Here is a 19,005-nt window from a genome sequence, read left to right as displayed (position 1 = left end):
TCTCACCTCTTCGCCTCTTCTCACCTCTTGACGAACGGCGGCATCGGGCGAAGAATTCATCGCATGATGAATTACGAGCGAGGGGCGGCGCCGACCACCCCCCAAGGCCCCCCGGACCCGACGCCGGACCCGCCACCACCCCCGGCGATCAAGGCCCACGCCCTCACCGTCGTCCGAGGCGCCCGCACCGTCCTGCGCGCCCTCGACTTCACCGTCCGCCCCGGCAGCATCACCGGCCTCCTCGGCCCCTCCGGCTGCGGCAAGACCACCCTCATGCGGGCGGTGGTCGGCACCCAGGACAAGGTCACCGGCACCCTCGACGTCCTGGGCCACCCCGCGGGCGACCCGGCCCTGCGCCCCCGCATCGGCTACGTCACCCAGGCGCCCTCCGTCTACACCGACCTCACCGTCCGGCAGAACCTCGACTACTTCGCCGCCGTCCTGCACCCCGGCCGCGCCCACCGGGACGCCCGAAGAGACGCCGTCACCCGCGCCATCGGCGACGTCGACCTGACCACCCACGCCGACGCCCTCGCGGGCGCGCTCTCCGGCGGCCAGCGCAGCCGCGTCTCGCTGGCCGTCGCCCTCCTCGGCACCCCGGACCTGCTGGTCCTGGACGAACCGACCGTCGGGCTCGACCCCGTACTCCGCCGCGACCTCTGGGACCTCTTCCACCGCCTGGCCGCCGACCGGGGCACCGCCCTCCTCATCTCCTCCCACGTCATGGACGAGGCCGAACGCTGCCACCGCCTCCTCCTGATGCGGGACGGCCGCATCCTCGCCGAGGACACCCCCGACGCCCTGCGCCGCAGCACCGGCACGGCCACGGTCGAGGAGGCGTTCCTCCGCCTGGTCGACGAAGCCGCGCCCATCACCGAGGAGGCGTCCCGATGACGGCCACCGCTCCCACCGCCCCGGCCCGCCCCACGGGCGAAGCCGCCCCGGCCCGCCCGCTCACCCCGTCCCGTACGACCGCCACCGCGGGCCGCGTCCTGCGCCAGCTGGTCCACGACCCCCGCACGATCGCGCTCCTGGTGATCGTCCCGGTCCTGCTGATCACCCTGCTCCGTTACGTCTTCGACGGCAGCCCCGACACCTTCGACTCCATCGGGGCCTCGCTCCTCGGGATCTTCCCGCTGATCACGATGTTCCTGGTGACCTCGATCGCCACCCTGCGCGAACGCACATCGGGCACCCTGGAACGCCTCCTCGCCCTCCCGCTCGGCAAGGGCGACCTGATCGCCGGCTACGCCCTGGCCTTCGGCGCCGCCGCGGTCGTCCAGTCGGCGCTCGCGACGGCCGCCTCCATCTGGCTGCTGGGCCTGGACGTCATCGGCTCACCCTGGCTGCTGCTCCTGGTCGCGCTGCTCGACGCCCTGCTCGGCACCGCGCTCGGCCTGTTCGTCTCCGCGTTCGCCGCGTCCGAGTTCCAGGCGGTCCAGTTCATGCCGGCGGTGATCTTCCCCCAGCTCCTGCTGTGCGGCCTGTTCACCCCGCGCGAGGCGATGCACCCCGTCCTGGAGGCGATCTCGAACGTCCTGCCCATGTCGTACGCCGTCGACGGCATGAACCAGGTCCTCCACCACACCGACATCACCGGCGACTTCGTCCGCGACATCGCGATCGTCGCGGGAAGCGCCCTGCTGGTCCTCTGCCTCGGCGCGATCACCCTCCGCCGCCGTACGCCGTGAGAACCCCGATGCGAGGATGACGGGAAGAGCACAGCCCAGCACCGCCCGGAGGGTGAACGCATGACCCAGACAGTCGCAGTCCTCGGCACCGGCAAGATCGGCGAGGCCCTGCTCAGCGGGATGATCCGGGCGGGCTGGCGACCGGCCGACCTCCTGGTGACCACCCGCCGCAGCGACCGGGCCCAGGAACTGCACACGCGGTACGGGGTCGAGTCCGTCACCAACGCGGAGGCGGCCAAGAACGCCGACATCCTCATCCTCGCGGTCAAGCCGCAGGACATGGGCAAGCTCCTGGACGAACTCGCACCGCACGTCACCGCCGACCGTCTGGTCATCAGCGCCGCGGCCGGCATCACCACCGCGTTCATCGAGGACCGGCTCACCCCGGACACCCCGGTCGTGCGGGTCATGCCCAACACCCCGGTCCTCGTCGACGAGGGCATGTCCGTCATCTCGGCCGGCAGCCACGCCACCGGTACGCACCTCGCCGCCGCCGAGGAGATCTTCGGCGGCGTCGGCAAGACCCTGCGCGTACCGGAGTCCCAGCAGGACGCGGCGACCGCCCTCTCCGGCTCCGGCCCCGCCTACTTCTACTTCCTGGTCGAGGCCATGACCGACGCGGGCATCCTGCTCGGCCTGCCCCGGGCCCAGGCCCACGACCTCATCGTCCAGGCCGCGATCGGCGCCGCCGTCATGCTCCGCGACAGCGGCGAACACCCGGTCAAGCTCCGCGAGGCCGTCACCAGCCCGGCCGGCACGACCATCAGCGCCATCCGCGAACTGGAGAACCACGGAGTACGCGCGGCCCTCATCGCCGCCCTGGAAGCGGCCCGCGACCGCAGCCGCGCACTGGCCTCCGGCAACGGCTGACCCACGGCTCCCGCCGGGGGTTGACACGCCCCCGGCAGATCCGTAGTGTGCTCCGAGTTGTCCGACGTGAGCGCCGACCCCGGTCGGTCCCCGGACAGCCATTCCGCAGTAACCACGACAGAACACGCGACCTCGTGTCGCATGCTTTTTCGTGCGCTCTCGCGAAATGAGGAATCCGCGTTCGAAGGAACGCACCCCGATTAGCGTCGGGGGGCAGGATTCCGCTAAAGTCTCACTCGTCGGAACGGCCCAACAGCCGGGAAGACAAGCCCCGCTGACTGGGAATCAGGCCCGAAAGGATCTGATAGAGTCGGACTCGCCGGAAAGGGAAAACGCGAAAGCGAAGAACCTCGAAAGCACCCCGCTTCGACCGGGAATCGGACACGAAAGAGTCTGATAGAGTCGGAAACGCAAGAACGAAGGGAAGCGCCCGGAGGGCCCCGGTGAAACGGGACCGAAGGAAGCGTCCGTTCCTTGAGAACTCAACAGCGTGCCAAAAGTCAACGCCAGATATGTTGATACCCCGGCCTGCTTCGGCAGGTTGGTGGTTCCTTTGAAAGTCCTGCCGTTCCGCTCCTTGTGGGTGGCGGTAGGCAATAACACAGCGAGGACGCTGTGAACAACGGGTCTTATTCCGACCGGTTGTTCCGCTCTCGTGATGTGTGCACCCGATTACGGGTAAACATTCACGGAGAGTTTGATCCTGGCTCAGGACGAACGCTGGCGGCGTGCTTAACACATGCAAGTCGAACGATGAAGCCTTTCGGGGTGGATTAGTGGCGAACGGGTGAGTAACACGTGGGCAATCTGCCCTTCACTCTGGGACAAGCCCTGGAAACGGGGTCTAATACCGGATAACACTCTGTCCCGCATGGGATGGGGTTAAAAGCTCCGGCGGTGAAGGATGAGCCCGCGGCCTATCAGCTTGTTGGTGGGGTAATGGCCTACCAAGGCGACGACGGGTAGCCGGCCTGAGAGGGCGACCGGCCACACTGGGACTGAGACACGGCCCAGACTCCTACGGGAGGCAGCAGTGGGGAATATTGCACAATGGGCGAAAGCCTGATGCAGCGACGCCGCGTGAGGGATGACGGCCTTCGGGTTGTAAACCTCTTTCAGCAGGGAAGAAGCGAAAGTGACGGTACCTGCAGAAGAAGCGCCGGCTAACTACGTGCCAGCAGCCGCGGTAATACGTAGGGCGCAAGCGTTGTCCGGAATTATTGGGCGTAAAGAGCTCGTAGGCGGCTTGTCACGTCGGATGTGAAAGCCCGGGGCTTAACCCCGGGTCTGCATTCGATACGGGCTAGCTAGAGTGTGGTAGGGGAGATCGGAATTCCTGGTGTAGCGGTGAAATGCGCAGATATCAGGAGGAACACCGGTGGCGAAGGCGGATCTCTGGGCCATTACTGACGCTGAGGAGCGAAAGCGTGGGGAGCGAACAGGATTAGATACCCTGGTAGTCCACGCCGTAAACGTTGGGAACTAGGTGTTGGCGACATTCCACGTCGTCGGTGCCGCAGCTAACGCATTAAGTTCCCCGCCTGGGGAGTACGGCCGCAAGGCTAAAACTCAAAGGAATTGACGGGGGCCCGCACAAGCAGCGGAGCATGTGGCTTAATTCGACGCAACGCGAAGAACCTTACCAAGGCTTGACATATACCGGAAAGCATCAGAGATGGTGCCCCCCTTGTGGTCGGTATACAGGTGGTGCATGGCTGTCGTCAGCTCGTGTCGTGAGATGTTGGGTTAAGTCCCGCAACGAGCGCAACCCTTGTTCTGTGTTGCCAGCATGCCCTTCGGGGTGATGGGGACTCACAGGAGACTGCCGGGGTCAACTCGGAGGAAGGTGGGGACGACGTCAAGTCATCATGCCCCTTATGTCTTGGGCTGCACACGTGCTACAATGGCCGGTACAATGAGCTGCGATGCCGCGAGGCGGAGCGAATCTCAAAAAGCCGGTCTCAGTTCGGATTGGGGTCTGCAACTCGACCCCATGAAGTCGGAGTTGCTAGTAATCGCAGATCAGCATTGCTGCGGTGAATACGTTCCCGGGCCTTGTACACACCGCCCGTCACGTCACGAAAGTCGGTAACACCCGAAGCCGGTGGCCCAACCCCTTGTGGGAGGGAGCTGTCGAAGGTGGGACTGGCGATTGGGACGAAGTCGTAACAAGGTAGCCGTACCGGAAGGTGCGGCTGGATCACCTCCTTTCTAAGGAGCACTTCTTACCAGGCTTCGGTTTGGTCAGAGGCCAGTACACCGGCGAATGTTCGGTGCTGGTTGCTCATGGGTGGAACGTTGACTATTCGGCACGGTGAGCACGGTTTCGTTAGTACTGCTTCGGCGTGGAAAACGGGAACGGGTTGATCGTGTCGGGCACGTTGTTGGGTATCTGAGGGTGCGGCCGATTGTGGCTGTCCTTCTGATCCGGTCCCAGTGAACTCGCCTGTTGTGGGTGGGGTGATGGGTGGCTGGTCGTTGTTTGAGAACTGCACAGTGGACGCGAGCATCTGTGGCCAAGTTTTTAAGGGCGCACGGTGGATGCCTTGGCACCAGGAACCGATGAAGGACGTGGGAGGCCACGATAGTCCCCGGGGAGCTGTCAACCAAGCTTTGATCCGGGGGTTTCCGAATGGGGAAACCCGGCAGTCGTCATGGGCTGTCACCCGCTGCTGAACACATAGGCAGTGTGGAGGGAACGAGGGGAAGTGAAACATCTCAGTACCCTCAGGAAGAGAAAACAACCGTGATTCCGGGAGTAGTGGCGAGCGAAACTGGATGAGGCCAAACCGTATGCGTGTGATACCCGGCAGGGGTTGCGCATGCGGGGTTGTGGGATCTCTCTTTCATAGTCTGCCGGCTGTGAGACGAGTCAGAAACCGTTGATGTAGGCGAAGGACATGCGAAAGGTCCGGCGTAGAGGGTAAGACCCCCGTAGCTGAAACATTAACGGCTCGTTTGAGAGACACCCAAGTAGCACGGGGCCCGAGAAATCCCGTGTGAATCTGGCGGGACCACCCGCTAAGCCTAAATATTCCCTGGTGACCGATAGCGGATAGTACCGTGAGGGAATGGTGAAAAGTACCGCGGGAGCGGAGTGAAATAGTACCTGAAACCGTGTGCCTACAAGCCGTGGGAGCGTCGCTGGCAGCACTTGTGCTGTCAGTCGTGACTGCGTGCCTTTTGAAGAATGAGCCTGCGAGTTAGCGGTGTGTAGCGAGGTTAACCCGTGTGGGGAAGCCGTAGCGAAAGCGAGTCCGAATAGGGCGTTTGAGTTGCACGCTCTAGACCCGAAGCGGAGTGATCTAGCCATGGGCAGGTTGAAGCGGAGGTAAGACTTCGTGGAGGACCGAACCCACCAGGGTTGAAAACCTGGGGGATGACCTGTGGTTAGGGGTGAAAGGCCAATCAAACTCCGTGATAGCTGGTTCTCCCCGAAATGCATTTAGGTGCAGCGTCGTGTGTTTCTTGCCGGAGGTAGAGCACTGGATAGGCGATGGGCCCTACCGGGTTACTGACCTTAGCCAAACTCCGAATGCCGGTAAGTGAGAGCGCGGCAGTGAGACTGTGGGGGATAAGCTCCATGGTCGAGAGGGAAACAGCCCAGAGCATCGACTAAGGCCCCTAAGCGTACGCTAAGTGGGAAAGGATGTGGAGTCGCAGAGACAACCAGGAGGTTGGCTTAGAAGCAGCCACCCTTGAAAGAGTGCGTAATAGCTCACTGGTCAAGTGATTCCGCGCCGACAATGTAGCGGGGCTCAAGCGTACCGCCGAAGTCGTGTCATTCGTACACATATCCCCAACGGGAGTACGGATGGGTAGGGGAGCGTCGTGTGCCGGGTGAAGCAGCCGCGGAAGCGAGTTGTGGACGGTTCACGAGTGAGAATGCAGGCATGAGTAGCGATACACACGTGAGAAACGTGTGCGCCGATTGACTAAGGGTTCCTGGGTCAAGCTGATCTGCCCAGGGTAAGTCGGGACCTAAGGCGAGGCCGACAGGCGTAGTCGATGGACAACCGGTTGATATTCCGGTACCCGCTTTGAAACGCCCAGTACTGAATCAGGCGATGCTAAGTCCGTGAAGCCGGCCCGATCTCTTCGGAGTTGAGGGTAGTGGTGGAGCCGATGAACCAGACTTGTAGTAGGTAAGCGATGGGGTGACGCAGGAAGGTAGTCCAGCCCGGGCGGTGGTTGTCCCGGGGTAAGGGTGTAGGACGCACGGTAGGTAAATCCGTCGTGCACATAGTCTGAGACCTGATGCCGAGCCGATTGTGGTGAAGTGGATGATCCTATGCTGTCGAGAAAAGCCTCTAGCGAGTTTCATGGCGGCCCGTACCCTAAACCGACTCAGGTGGTCAGGTAGAGAATACCGAGGCGTTCGGGTGAACTATGGTTAAGGAACTCGGCAAAATGCCCCCGTAACTTCGGGAGAAGGGGGGCCATCACTGGTGATAGCACTTGCTGCTTGAGCTGGGGGTGGCCGCAGAGACCAGCGAGAAGCGACTGTTTACTAAAAACACAGGTCCGTGCGAAGCCGTAAGGCGATGTATACGGACTGACGCCTGCCCGGTGCTGGAACGTTAAGGGGACCGGTTAGCTGACTTTCGGGTTGGCGAAGCTGAGAACTTAAGCGCCAGTAAACGGCGGTGGTAACTATAACCATCCTAAGGTAGCGAAATTCCTTGTCGGGTAAGTTCCGACCTGCACGAATGGCGTAACGACTTCTCGACTGTCTCAACCATAGGCCCGGTGAAATTGCACTACGAGTAAAGATGCTCGTTTCGCGCAGCAGGACGGAAAGACCCCGGGACCTTTACTATAGTTTGATATTGGTGTTCGGTTCGGCTTGTGTAGGATAGGTGGGAGACTTTGAAGCGGCCACGCCAGTGGTTGTGGAGTCGTCGTTGAAATACCACTCTGGTCGTGCTGGATGTCTAACCTGGGTCCGTGATCCGGATCAGGGACAGTGTCTGATGGGTAGTTTAACTGGGGCGGTTGCCTCCTAAAGAGTAACGGAGGCGCCCAAAGGTTCCCTCAGCCTGGTTGGTAATCAGGTGTTGAGTGTAAGTGCACAAGGGAGCTTGACTGTGAGACCGACGGGTCGAGCAGGGACGAAAGTCGGGACTAGTGATCCGGCAGTGGCTTGTGGAAGCGCTGTCGCTCAACGGATAAAAGGTACCCCGGGGATAACAGGCTGATCTTCCCCAAGAGTCCATATCGACGGGATGGTTTGGCACCTCGATGTCGGCTCGTCGCATCCTGGGGCTGGAGTCGGTCCCAAGGGTTGGGCTGTTCGCCCATTAAAGCGGTACGCGAGCTGGGTTTAGAACGTCGTGAGACAGTTCGGTCCCTATCCGCTGTGCGCGTAGGAATATTGAGAAGGGCTGTCCCTAGTACGAGAGGACCGGGACGGACGAACCTCTGGTGTGCCAGTTGTCCTGCCAAGGGCATGGCTGGTTGGCTACGTTCGGAAAGGATAACCGCTGAAAGCATCTAAGCGGGAAGCCTGCTTCGAGATGAGTATTCCCACCCTCTTGAGGGGTTAAGGCTCCCAGTAGACGACTGGGTTGATAGGCCAGATGTGGAAGCCCGGTAACGGGTGGAGCTGACTGGTACTAATAGGCCGAGGGCTTGTCCTCAGTTGCTCGCGTCCACTGTGTTAGTTCTGAAATAACGAACAGCCGTGTTTATGTCCGGTGTTGGTTAATTTCATAGTGTTTCGGTGGTCATTGCGTTAGGGAAACGCCCGGTTACATTCCGAACCCGGAAGCTAAGCCTTTCAGCGCCGATGGTACTGCAGGGGGGACCCTGTGGGAGAGTAGGACGCCGCCGAACAATTTTTCCGGGAAAGCCCCGTGCCTTGTGGCACGGGGCTTTTCTGCGTTCTGAACGTCTAGGGTCGAACCATGCGCTACGAACTGGTCATCTTCGACAACGATGGTGTGCTCGTCGACAGTGAGCCGCTCGCCAACACCGTCCTCTCCGGCTACCTGACCGAACTCGGTCACCCCACCACGTACGACGAGTCGCTCCGCGACTACATGGGGTCCGCCGTGCACCGTGTGCACGATCTCGTCGAGGAGAGGACCGGGCAGAAGCTGCCCGAGGACTTCGACTCCACGCTCAACGCCCGTACGTTCGCCGCTTTCCAGCAGGAGCTGGTGGCGGTGGACGGGGCCGAGGAACTGCTCGGGAAGCTCGTCGCGGACGGGGTGGACTACTGCGTCGCCTCCTCCGGGGGCCACGAGCGGATCCGGGTCGGACACCGCAAGACGGGGATCGACCAGTGGTTCGAGGAAGAGTGGATCTTCAGCTCGGAGGATGTCGGGCGGGGCAAGCCGGCGCCGGATCTGTTTCTGTACGCCGCCGAGCGGATGGGCGTCGCGCCGGAGCGGTGCGTCGTCATCGAGGACAGTCCGCTCGGGGTCGAGGCGGCGCGGGCGGCCGGGATGGACGTGTACGGGTTCACGTCGATGATGCCCGCCGACCGGCTCACCGGAGTGACCGGGCACTTCTCGGACATGGCGCAGCTTCCCGAGCTGCTGGCCTGAAACTGCTCGGCTGATCCGTCTACCCACGGGTAGCGCCTGGCTCTACGCTCGCGGCCATGACAGAAGCGGGCTTGCGGTACGGCAGGGCCTCCCTGGGGTTGAGCTTCGGCGTCCAAGGGGTGGCCTTCGCCCTTCTGGTGACGCGTATCCCCGCCATTCAGGACCAGTACGGGATATCCGACGGGCTGCTGCCCGTCTTCCTCGCCGCTGTCCCGATCCTGGCGGGGGCCGGCAGTGTGGCCACCGAGAAGGTGGTTGCGCGGGTGCGGCCCGGTGTCGTCCTGCGGTGGGCCCAGCCCCTCGTCCTGCTCGCCCTGCTCGGGGTGGGCGCCGGGCGGGAGATGTGGCACGTCGCCGTCGCGCTCGGCGTTTTCGGGCTGGCCGTCGGGGCGCTGGACGCCTCCATGAACATGCTGGGCGTCAGCCTCCAACGGGCGTACGGGCGCAGCATCATGCTCGGGTTCCACGCCGCGTACAGCCTCGGCGGGATCGCGGGGGCGTCGCTGGCGTGGGTCGGGGCGCGGTGGGACCTCTCGTTGTTCGTGTCCTATCTGCCCGTCGTGGTGGTGCTGTTGCCTGCCGCGCTGGCCGGGAGCCGGTGGTACACGGAGGGGAAGGCGCCGGAGGAGGAAGCGCGCTCCGGTGGTGGAGGTGCTGGCGGGGGGCTGTCGTTCAAGCTGCTGTTGCCGTTGTGCCTCGTCATGACCTTCGCGTACATCGGGGACTCGACCGTCTCCAACTGGAGTGCCAAGTACCTCCAGGACGTGCTGGGCAGCTCCGAGCAGCTCGCGACCGTTCCGTACAACGTCTACATGGTGACGACCCTGCTGGGGCGGGCCGTCGGGGACCTCGGGGTGCGGCGGTTCGGGGCGGTCGCCGTGGTGCGGGGCGGGAGTCTGCTGGCGGCCGGCGGGTTCGCGGTGGTGGCGCTGGCGCCGGGGGCCTGGGTGGGGATGCTCGGGTTCACGATGCTCGGGTTCGGGCTGTGCGTGATCGTGCCGCAGACCTTCGCGGCGGCCGGGCGGATGTTCCCGGAGAACAGCGACGCGGCCGTGGCCCGGCTGAATATCTTCAACTATGTGGGGTTCCTGATCGGTTCGCCGCTCGTGGGCGCTCTGGGCGATGCGTGGAGCTATCGGGGAGCCATGCTCGTACCGATGGGTCTGGTGCTGGTGACGCTCGTGTATGCCCGCGCGTTCGGGCCGGACCCCGCCCGATACGGTGGCGGGCATGAGCGGGCGCGCACAGCTGATGTGGGATGACGCAGTTACGGGATACGACTTCGGGGACACCCACCCCATGGATCCGGTCCGGCTGGACCTGACGATGGGGCTCGTGCGGGCGTTCGGGCTCGACGGGGCGGTGGATCTGCGGTCGGCGAAGTCCGCCGGGGACTCCACCCTGCGGCTCGTGCACCGCGAGGACTATGTGGCGGCGGTGCGGGCCGCCTCGCTGAATCCGCGGGCCGCCGACCAGAACTACGGGCTCGGGACCGTGGACGATCCGGCGTTCGCCGGGATGCACGAGGCGTCCGCGCTGATCGCCGGGCTGTCGGTGGGCGCCGCCGAAGCCGTGTGGCGGGGCGAGAGCGAGCACGCGGTGAACTTCACCGGGGGGCTGCATCACGCCATGCCCGGTTCGGCCGCCGGGTTCTGCGTCTACAACGATCCGGCGCTCGCCATCGCCCGGCTGCTGGAGCTGGGCGCGGAGCGGGTCGCGTACGTCGATGTGGACGTGCACCACGGCGACGGGGTGCAGGCCGCGTTCTGGGAGGACCCGCGCGTGCTGACGATCTCGTTGCACGAGCATCCGCGGACGCTGTTCCCGCAGACCGGGTGGCCGGAGGAGACCGGGGCCGGGGCGGGCGAAGGGGCCGCGGTGAACGTGGCGCTGCCGGCCGGGACCGGGGACGAGGGGTGGCTGCGGGCGTTCCACGCGGTGGTGCCCGAGCTGCTGGCCGACTTCCGGCCCCAGGTGCTCGTCACCCAGCACGGGGCCGACACCCACTTCGAGGACCCGCTCGCCCATCTCGCGGTGTCGCTGGACGCGCAGCGGGCGGTCATGGAGTCCTGTCACCGGCTGGCGCACGACCACGCCGACGGGCGCTGGGTGGCGCTCGGCGGCGGCGGATACGCGGTGGTGGACGTGGTGCCCCGGTCGTGGACGCATCTCGTCGGGATCGCGGCGCACGCGCCCGTCGACCCGGAGTCGGTGGTGCCGCCGTCCTGGCGGGATCTCGTCTACGCCCGTACGCGGCAGTTGGGGCCGGGCCGGATGACCGACGGGCGTACGCCGTCCTGGAAGGCGTGGGAGGACGGTTACGATCCGGCCGACCGGCTGGACCAGGCGGTGCTGGCGTCCCGGCGGGCGGCGTTCCCGCTGCGGGGGCTGCTGACCTGAGGTGCGGCCGGGGCGTGCGCGGGCATTGTGCCGTGCGTTACGCCAACGGTGGGGCGTAACGGGAATCCGGTCCGCCGGGGCTCCGCGATACGGCAGCATCCCAGGGGTGTTGAGCACCGGGGCGTTACGCGCCCATCTGCTGGCGGCCCGGCTGGCCGGGCCCGTGGCCACGCCGCGCGAGAACAGTCTGCGCAGCTACCGGCTGTTCGCCGCCCGGGATCCGCGGGTGATGCTGGGGCTCGCGCCCGAGCGGGCCTGGGGTGAGGGCGAGCTGCTGCGGCTGATGGCGGACCGGTGCGGGGTCTCGGCGGATCCCGCGCATGTGAGCGGGCCCGACGCGATCGACCCGGACCGGACGGTGGCCGCGCTGGACGCGTTCGCCGAGCGGTTGGCGCTGGTGGCCGAGCGGCGGGCTCCGGTGCTGCTGGGGACCGGTCATCCGCACCGGCTGCTCGGTTTCTACGCCGGGCTGGCAGACGCTCTGTCGGCGGCGGGCTGTCCTGTTCTCACCCCCGCGCAGGGGAGATGTGTCGACATAACGACCCGGTTTGGCGTACGTACGTACAACCTCGACTACGTACGGGGTGTCGCGCTGGTGCGCGAACCAGGGGGGCGGCCCACGGGTGGTGAGACCGGCGCGCACACGCATTCGCCGCTTCCGGTGCGGCTCGCGCTCCAGGACGCGGCGGAGCGGCTCGGGGTGCTGCCCGAGCTGGTGATCGGGGATCACGGCTGGGTCTGCGGCGCAGGTCAGCTGGGGATCGAGGCGATCGGGCCGGCGGACACGGACGATCCGGCGCTGTTCGTGGGGGAGGCGGAGGGCCGGGTGTCCGTCGTGGTTCCGCTCGACGACGGCGTACGGGCCCCGTTTTACCGGCCGTTGACGCGCTATGTGCTCAATCGGGCCCGTCTGTCACAGTAGGCCGCCGGCCGCCCCTCCTCTTCCCCACTCGCACCACCCGCCCCTAATCTGGTGAGTGAGCGCACAACGACGAAGAGTCACCGGAGGGGAAGCCGGTGCGCGTCCGGTGCGGAAGGTACAGGTGGGTCATGGCTGCTGGCAGCGAGAGGCCTCTCAACGAGGTCAAGTTTCTGACCGTGGCGGAAGTCGCCTCGGTCATGCGAGTGTCGAAGATGACCGTGTACCGCTTGGTGCACAGCGGTCATCTGCCGGCGATCCGGGTGGGCAGGTCCTTCCGGGTGCCGGAGCAAGCGGTTCACGCGTATCTCCGCGAGTCCTTCGTGGGGGTGGAATCAGCCTGACGTCAGCCTGGGATCAGCCTGGGGTTGCCTGCGGATTACGTCCCTCGGACGGTGGCGGGTAGGCTAGGCCGACGTAGGTCGTGTGGGCCCAGACGCCCCGCACCAGTGAAGATGAAGTAAGCGAGGGTAGTCGTGGGCTCTGTTATCAAGAAGCGGCGCAAGCGGATGGCCAAGAAGAAGCACCGCAAGCTGCTCAAGCGCACGCGCGTTCAGCGTCGCAACAAGAAGTAAGCGAACGCAGTTCGTGAGATCCGCAGCCCTTCCGCCCTACCGGCGGGAGGGCTGCGGTGCGTTTCGGGGCCTGGGGTCATCACAGGGCGGCGTCCACCCGCTACGGTGACGGCCAGGGAAGTTACCGCGGGAAGCAGGGGAGCCGGGTCTTGGGAAAGGTCGTGCTCGTCACCGGAGTGGCCCGGCAGCTGGGAGGCCGCTTCGTCCGGCGCGTGCAGCGCGAGCCCGGGGTGGACCGGGTGATCGCCGTCGACGCGGTCGCGCCCGCGCATCAGCTGGGCGACGCGGAGTTCGTCCGCGCCGACATCCGGCAGTCGGCCATAGCGCGGATCCTGGCCGAGTACGCCGTCGACACGGTGGTCCATCTGGACGTCTCCGGCAAGGCGCTCGGCGCCGGCGGCCGGACGGCGATCAAGGAGACCAACGTCATCGGCACCATGCAGCTGCTCGGCGCCTGCCAGAAGTCGCCGACGGTACGACGGCTCGTGGTGAAGTCCAGTACGAGCGTGTACGGGTCGGCGCCCCGCGACCCCGCCGTGTTCACCGAGACCACCCCGCCCAAGTCGCTGCCCAGCGGCGGCTTCGCGAAGGACGCGGTGGAGGTCGAGGGGTACGTACGGGGCTTCGCCCGCCGCCGGCCGGACGTGGCGGTGTGCGTGCTGCGGTTCGCCAACATCCTGGGGCCGCACCCGGACTCGCCGCTCGCCGACTATCTGTCGCTGCCCGTCCTGCCGACCGTCTTCGGCTACGACCCCCGGCTCCAGTTCGTGCACGAGGACGATGTGATCGACGTCCTGGGGATCGCGGCGAACGAGCCCCGGCGCGGGACGCTGAACAGCGGCACGTTCAACATCGCCGGTGACGGGGTGCTGCTGCTGTCGCAGTGCTCGCGGCGGCTGGGCAGGCCGACCGTGCCGGTGCTGCTGCCCGCCGTCACCTGGGTCGGCTCGGCGCTCCGTACGATCGGCATGACCGACTTCTCGCCGGAACAGATCCGGCTGCTCACCCATGGCAGGGTGGTCTCGACCGTGCAGATGCGCGAGACCCTCGGTTTCCGGCCGAAGTTCACCACGGCGGAGACGTTCGCGGAGTTCGCGCGGAGCCGGGGGCCGGGGCTGCTGCCGCCGGCGACGGTGGGCGGGGTGGTGGACCGGCTGGCGGCGCTGCCGCTTCCGGGAGGCGCCGGGCCGCGGGAGCGCGGGTCCGGTGCGGTACAGACGACTCACGGCGCCAGGTAGAGGAGCGCACCGACGATGGCGGACGCCAAGGTCATTCCGTTCGACGACGACCGTTCGCGGTCCGGTGGCACATCGCGTCCGGCGCGGCGCCGGACCGGGGCGGGCGGCCCCGGCGGCGGTCGCGGTGACGGCTCGGCGGCTCCGGTGAGCGCCCTGCCGGGGGCGCAGATGCCCGAGCCGCCCGTGGCGGCGGAGCAGGTGGTGCGGGAGCCCAGCGGCGATGCGGTGGACGCGGAGGGTTCCGCGGGCGGCGGCTGGGAGCGGCGGATCGCGGGCGGGCTCGCGTTCCTGCGGCGGCGGGTCACCGGTGACTACGACGTCGACGAGTTCGGGTACGACAAGGAGCTCACCGACCAGGTCCTGATGTCGGCGCTGCGCCCGCTGGCCGACAAGTATTTCCGGGTCGAGGTGAAGGGCATCGAGAACATCCCGTCGGACGGCGGGGCGCTCATCGTGGCCAACCACTCCGGGACGCTGCCGCTGGACGGGCTGATGCTCCAGGTCGCGGTGCACGACAACCATCCGGCCGAGCGGCATCTGCGGCTGCTCGCCGCCGATCTGGTCTTCCATCTCCCGGTCGTCAACGAGCTGGCGCGCAAGGCCGGTCACACGCTGGCCTGTGCGGAGGACGCACAGCGGCTGCTGGAGATGGGCGAGATCGTCGGGGTGATGCCGGAGGGCTTCAAGGGCATCGGCAAGCCGTTCGGCGAGCGCTACAAGCTTCAGCGCTTCGGCCGGGGCGGGTTCGTGTCGACGGCGCTGCGCGCGGGTGCGCCGATCGTGCCGTGCTCGATCGTGGGCGCGGAGGAGATCTACCCGATGATCGGCAACGCGAAGACGCTGGCCCGGCTGCTGGGCTTCCCGTACTTCCCGATCACGCCGACGTTCCCGTGGCTGGGTCCGCTGGGCGCGCTGCCGCTGCCGACGAAGTGGACGATCCAGTTCGGTGAGCCGATTCCGACGGACGGGTATCCGCCGGAGGCGGCGGAGGACCCGATGCTGATGTTCAACCTGACGGACCAGGTGCGCGAGCAGATCCAGCACACGCTGTACAAGCTGCTGGTGCAGCGGCGGTCGGTCTTCTTCTGATCCGACCGTTCGCCCGGCCCGCTTCGATCAGTTGCACGGGTAAGGGGCCGGTACACCATCGCGTACCGGCCCCTTACCCGTGTGCTGCCGAGCTACGGCCTGAGGTTCTCGCCGTCGATGCCGAGGCCCGGGAGGAGCCCGGGGAGGAGCGGGGGCAGGGTGACGTCCGGGGCGGCCGGTGCGCTGGGCTTGCTCTCGGGGGAGGGCTTGGTGAGGCCGTCCGTCGGGAGGTCGTCCAGCAGACCGTCCGTGCCGCCGCCGAGCAGCCCGTCGTCCGGGGTGGTGTCGGCGGAGCCCGGGGAGCCGGAGGGCTTGGGGGTGGTGCTGTTGTCGTCGGTGCGGTCTCCGGGCTGCTCGGGGGCGGCCGGGGATGCGGGGGCGTCGGTCCGGGGCGAACCGGTGTCCGGGGTGGTGGTGTCGGCGCGTCCGGTGTTCTTGTCCTCGCCCGGGGGGCGGGGCAGGAGCGACTGGAGCGGTGCGACCTCTTCCTCTATGGCGTCGAAGACCGAGCTGACCTCGTCGCGGACGTCGGTGAGCTGGACGGGCAGCCGGTCGCGGAGGCTGCTCCAGGTGTCGCGGTGCGAGCGGGAGAAGGTGTCCAGGGTCTGGATGGGGCCGATCGCTCCGTCGCGCTGATAGGCGGCGCGGAGCAGGCGGTGGCCCTCGGAGGCGTCGTGGGACATGCCGTTGAGCGCGCGTCTGACGGCGCCGAGGGATTCGTGGTCGAGTGCGCCGGAGCGGCCGCGCTCCATGAGTCTGCGGGCCTCGCTGAGCCGGGTGGAGGCCTGGTCGAGATAGACCTCGCCGCGGTCGGCGTCGCCCTTGGCCATGCCGAGGCTGATGTCCTCCATCCCGCGCTTCAGCCCGTACAGCGAATCACCGGGGAGGGCGTCGGAGCTGGCGGCGGCCACTCCGCCGAAGGCTCCCGCGGCCACGCCGACGGTGAGCCCGCCGGCAGTGAGACCCTTCGCCCAGCGGGAGCGGGGGCGCAATTTCCGCAGTGGTGAGGCCCGGTGGGCCCCCTTGCCCCGTTGCACGGGCACCGTAGGGCCCGTGGACGCGCCGCCCTCGGCGAACATGGCCTCCATGGCCGCGACGAGCTGCGCTCGCTGCACCACTTTGACCTCGGGGTCCAACTGCGGCTTCGGTAGCTCACCGAGGCCGTTCGCCAGGGCCAACAGCGGTCCGCGGTCGGCCTGGTCGGCCGGCTCCGCGGGCTGTACGGCCGCCGCACCCTGGGGGGTCTGCTCCTCCAGGGCCTGGGCGAAGGCGTTCGCCCGCCGGTGTGCCGAAACGTTTGCGATCACTGGCGGCACCTCCTCTCGTCATGACGGTCGACTCCCCTGGCGGTCCGGAAGTTGCACACCTTGAGCGTTTCCACTCGATGGAGTGAGCGGAGACGGACAGGGGGTGACGACAGGGGGCCTGCAACCGGCACAACGAGGCGCGCGGCACTTGGGTTACGCACGAAAGATGATCGGACCAGTGCGTGACGGGACGGTCACGCAGCGGTCCGGTCAGCGGGCGTCGTCCGGCAGGAGCCGGGCGAGCGTCCGTACGGCTCGGTACTGGAGGGTCTTGATCGCGCCCTCGTTCTTGCCCATCACCCGGGCGGTCTCGGCGACCGAGAGGCCTTGGAGGAACCGCAGGGTGACGCACTCCTGCTGCTGGGGGTTGAGCCGCCGCACGGCCTGGAGCAGGGCGGCGTTGGAGAGGGACTCCAGGACGGAGTCCTCGGGGCTGCGCGCCACCTCGTTGGCGTCGAGCATTTCGCCGGTGGTCACTTCCAGTCGGAAGCGACTGGATTTGAAGTGGTCTGCGACCAGATTGCGAGCGATGGTGACCAGCCAGGCGCCGAAGTCGCGGCCCTGCCAGGTGAACGTGGAGATACGGCGCAGCGCGCGGAGGAAGGTCTCACTGGTGAGGTCCTCCGCGGTCGCCTTGCCGCCCACGCGGTAGTAGATGTACCGGTACACGGTGTCGCTGTACTGGTCGTACAGGCGGCCGAAGGCGTCCGCCTCACCGGCCTGTGCGCGCTCGACGAGATCCATCATGCGCGCGCTGTCGCTGTCGGCGGTGGGACGGCGGACGGTCGAGGTGGTCGAGGCGGCGCGGGTGCCGCGTCTTCCGACCGCCGCACTGCGTTCGGCCAGGGCGTAGCAAGGGCCGGCAGGTGCAGGGGTGGCAAAAGCGGGGACGGCGTACGCGGTGGGGACGAAGCCGCGCAAGCGGTCAATGACCGATGCACGCAGCGTAGCCAGGCCCGAGGCGTCAACCCCGACGTGTGGGTACACGGGACTCCCAGAGGCAGAGCTTCCATCACGAGCAGTTCGAAAAACATCACCCGTGGTAGCGAGTGACGGTCTCCGTGATGCGTCTGAGGAGAATAACGCTTCGTGCAGGCAGCGCTACACCCAGTTGTCTAAATCACCGGTTCCGTCGCTTCTGTTATCGCTAAGTGACGTATCAAGTAGCACTTGGTGACCGTTTATTGATCGGATTACTTCGTGATCTGTCTGCGGGGGCGACGGGTTGTGGCCGCGCGACGGCGATCCGGCAGGCCGGAGCGGGCGTCGGCCGGAGTGCCGGAGCGGCTCACGATCGGGCGCCCGGGCCCGGGCGTGGCTGCGCCCCGTGACCGGACGGGCGGGCACGGGGCGCGGAGTGCGCGGGGTGTGGGGCGTACGGAAGACGGGGGCGGGTCAGCGGCGGCGGCGGTGCAGGGCGACGGCGGCGGCCGTGCCGCCCGCGAGCGCGCCGACCCCGGCGGCGGCCGGGATGCCGACCTTGGCCGCCTTGCGGCCGGTGCGGTAGTCGCGCAGCCGCCAGTCGCGGGCGCGGGCGTACTTGCGGAGCTTGGTGTCCGGGTTGATCGCGTACGGGTGGCCGACCAGCGAGAGCATCGGGATGTCGTTGTGCGAGTCGCTGTAGGCGGCGCAGCGGTCCAGGTCCAGCCCTTCTGCGGCGGCCAGGGCGCGGACGGCCTCGGCCTTGGCGGGGCCGTGCAGGGGTTCGCCGACCAGCCGGCCGGTGTAGACGCCGTCGACCGATTCGGCGACGGTGCCGAGCGCGCCGGTCAGGCCGAGGCGGCGGGCGATGATGGTGGCGGTCTCCACGGGTGCGGCGGTGACCAGCCAGACCTTCTGTCCGGCGTCCAGGTGGGCCTGGGCCAGGGCGCGGGTGCCGGGCCAGATGCGGTCGGCCATGTACTCGTCGTAGATCTCCTCGCCGATGGACATCAGCTCGGAGACGCGGTGGCCCTTGACGATGGACAGGGCGCTGTCGCGGGCGTCCTGCATGTGTTCGGGGTCCTCGACGCCGGCCAGCCGGAACCAGGCCTGCTGCCAGGCGAACCGGGTGAGTTCGCGGCGTTCGAAGAACTTCCGCTTGTAGAGGCCGCGGCCGAAGTGGAAGATCGCGGCGCCCTGCATCACGGTGTTGTCGAGGTCGAAGAAGGCGGCGGCGCGGTCGTCCCCGGCGACGGGGAACGCGGGCTCCTCGGGAGCTTCTTCGGAGGTTCCGGTCAGGAGGGCGGAGTCGTCGTCGGCGGCCGAGGTCTTGCGTGCGGCCTCGGCGGCGGCCTCGCCTGCCAGGACGCTCCGTGCGGTAGCGGAACGCCTACGGGGTGTGAGCCATCCAAGAGCGGCCATGCGGTGAGCATAGCCAGTCCGT

General features: G+C 66.9%; 14 protein-coding genes and 3 rRNA genes. 14 read left to right on the top strand and 3 right to left on the bottom strand.

Annotated features, from left to right (window positions below; genetic code table 11):
- Positions 1 to 63 precede the first annotated feature (63 nt).
- The 14 genes from ACSMXR_RS15650 (at position 64) to ACSMXR_RS15585 (ending at position 15,333) form a co-directional block, all read left to right on the top strand.
- The gene (locus tag ACSMXR_RS15650) at positions 64 to 894 is read left to right on the top strand and encodes an ABC transporter ATP-binding protein (protein ID WP_473172144.1); all 831 of its coding nucleotides are present in this window, start codon (positions 64 to 66) and stop codon (positions 892 to 894) included.
- Entirely contained in the window at positions 891 to 1,691 is an 801-nt protein-coding gene (locus ACSMXR_RS15645; protein WP_473172143.1) for an ABC transporter permease, read from the top strand. Before ACSMXR_RS15650 ends, ACSMXR_RS15645 begins: the two co-directional genes overlap by 4 nt.
- Positions 1,692 to 1,751: 60 nt before the next feature.
- Complete coding sequence (proC, locus tag ACSMXR_RS15640) at positions 1,752 to 2,561, top strand: pyrroline-5-carboxylate reductase (protein WP_030087833.1); 810 nt, start codon at positions 1,752 to 1,754, stop codon at positions 2,559 to 2,561.
- Between the two features lie 685 nt (positions 2,562 to 3,246).
- Positions 3,247 to 4,772, top strand: a 16S ribosomal RNA gene (locus tag ACSMXR_RS15635).
- Between the two features lie 303 nt (positions 4,773 to 5,075).
- A 23S ribosomal RNA gene (locus ACSMXR_RS15630) occupies positions 5,076 to 8,200 on the top strand.
- Positions 8,201 to 8,279: 79 nt separating this feature from the next.
- Positions 8,280 to 8,396: ribosomal RNA gene (gene rrf, locus ACSMXR_RS15625) — 5S ribosomal RNA — on the top strand.
- Together the 16S, 23S and 5S rRNA genes form the textbook arrangement of a ribosomal RNA operon.
- Before the next feature lie 71 nt (positions 8,397 to 8,467).
- Positions 8,468 to 9,112 (top strand): HAD family hydrolase, encoded by a 645-nt coding sequence (locus ACSMXR_RS15620; protein WP_030088025.1) that lies wholly within the window; start codon positions 8,468 to 8,470, stop codon positions 9,110 to 9,112.
- A gap of 56 nt (positions 9,113 to 9,168) precedes the next feature.
- A complete protein-coding gene (locus ACSMXR_RS15615) occupies positions 9,169 to 10,374 on the top strand; it encodes an MFS transporter (RefSeq protein WP_381795275.1) in 1,206 nt (401 codons plus the stop codon).
- The gene (locus ACSMXR_RS15610; protein ID WP_364889554.1) at positions 10,343 to 11,512 is read left to right on the top strand and encodes an acetoin utilization protein AcuC; all 1,170 of its coding nucleotides are present in this window, start codon (positions 10,343 to 10,345) and stop codon (positions 11,510 to 11,512) included. Before ACSMXR_RS15615 ends, ACSMXR_RS15610 begins: the two co-directional genes overlap by 32 nt.
- A 106-nt stretch (positions 11,513 to 11,618) precedes the next feature.
- On the top strand, positions 11,619 to 12,434 hold the full coding sequence (locus tag ACSMXR_RS15605) for a phosphatase (protein ID WP_137234240.1): 816 nt from the start codon (positions 11,619 to 11,621) through the stop codon (positions 12,432 to 12,434).
- Positions 12,435 to 12,562: 128 nt separating this feature from the next.
- Positions 12,563 to 12,775, top strand: a complete 213-nt coding sequence (locus ACSMXR_RS15600) for a helix-turn-helix domain-containing protein (protein WP_003968329.1) — start codon at positions 12,563 to 12,565, stop codon at positions 12,773 to 12,775.
- A 132-nt stretch (positions 12,776 to 12,907) separates the two neighbouring features.
- Complete coding sequence (locus ACSMXR_RS15595) at positions 12,908 to 13,006, top strand: 30S ribosomal protein bS22 (RefSeq protein ID WP_003948845.1); 99 nt, start codon at positions 12,908 to 12,910, stop codon at positions 13,004 to 13,006.
- Positions 13,007 to 13,155: 149 nt separating this feature from the next.
- The gene (locus ACSMXR_RS15590) at positions 13,156 to 14,244 is read left to right on the top strand and encodes an NAD-dependent epimerase/dehydratase family protein (RefSeq protein WP_103509243.1); all 1,089 of its coding nucleotides are present in this window, start codon (positions 13,156 to 13,158) and stop codon (positions 14,242 to 14,244) included.
- 15 nt (positions 14,245 to 14,259) lie between these two features.
- Complete coding sequence (locus ACSMXR_RS15585) at positions 14,260 to 15,333, top strand: lysophospholipid acyltransferase family protein (protein WP_473172142.1); 1,074 nt, start codon at positions 14,260 to 14,262, stop codon at positions 15,331 to 15,333.
- A 92-nt stretch (positions 15,334 to 15,425) separates the two neighbouring features.
- On the opposite strand, the gene ACSMXR_RS15580 is transcribed toward ACSMXR_RS15585, so the two are convergent.
- The 3 genes from ACSMXR_RS15580 to ACSMXR_RS15570 form a co-directional block, all read right to left on the bottom strand.
- Positions 15,426 to 16,640 (bottom strand): DUF5667 domain-containing protein, encoded by a 1,215-nt coding sequence (locus ACSMXR_RS15580; RefSeq protein ID WP_364889561.1) that lies wholly within the window; start codon positions 16,638 to 16,640, stop codon positions 15,426 to 15,428.
- 210 nt (positions 16,641 to 16,850) lie between these two features.
- Positions 16,851 to 17,627 (bottom strand): ECF subfamily RNA polymerase sigma factor, BldN family, encoded by a 777-nt coding sequence (locus tag ACSMXR_RS15575; protein WP_003968333.1) that lies wholly within the window; start codon positions 17,625 to 17,627, stop codon positions 16,851 to 16,853.
- A gap of 408 nt (positions 17,628 to 18,035) precedes the next feature.
- Positions 18,036 to 18,983, bottom strand: a complete 948-nt coding sequence (locus ACSMXR_RS15570) for an HAD family hydrolase (RefSeq protein ID WP_030088039.1) — start codon at positions 18,981 to 18,983, stop codon at positions 18,036 to 18,038.
- Positions 18,984 to 19,005 lie beyond the last annotated feature (22 nt).

It is taken from the genome of Streptomyces sp. DSM 106670, from assembly GCF_055792845.1.
Note: the sequence above shows the minus strand (reverse complement) of the source record. Positions and strands in the feature narration are given on the sequence as shown.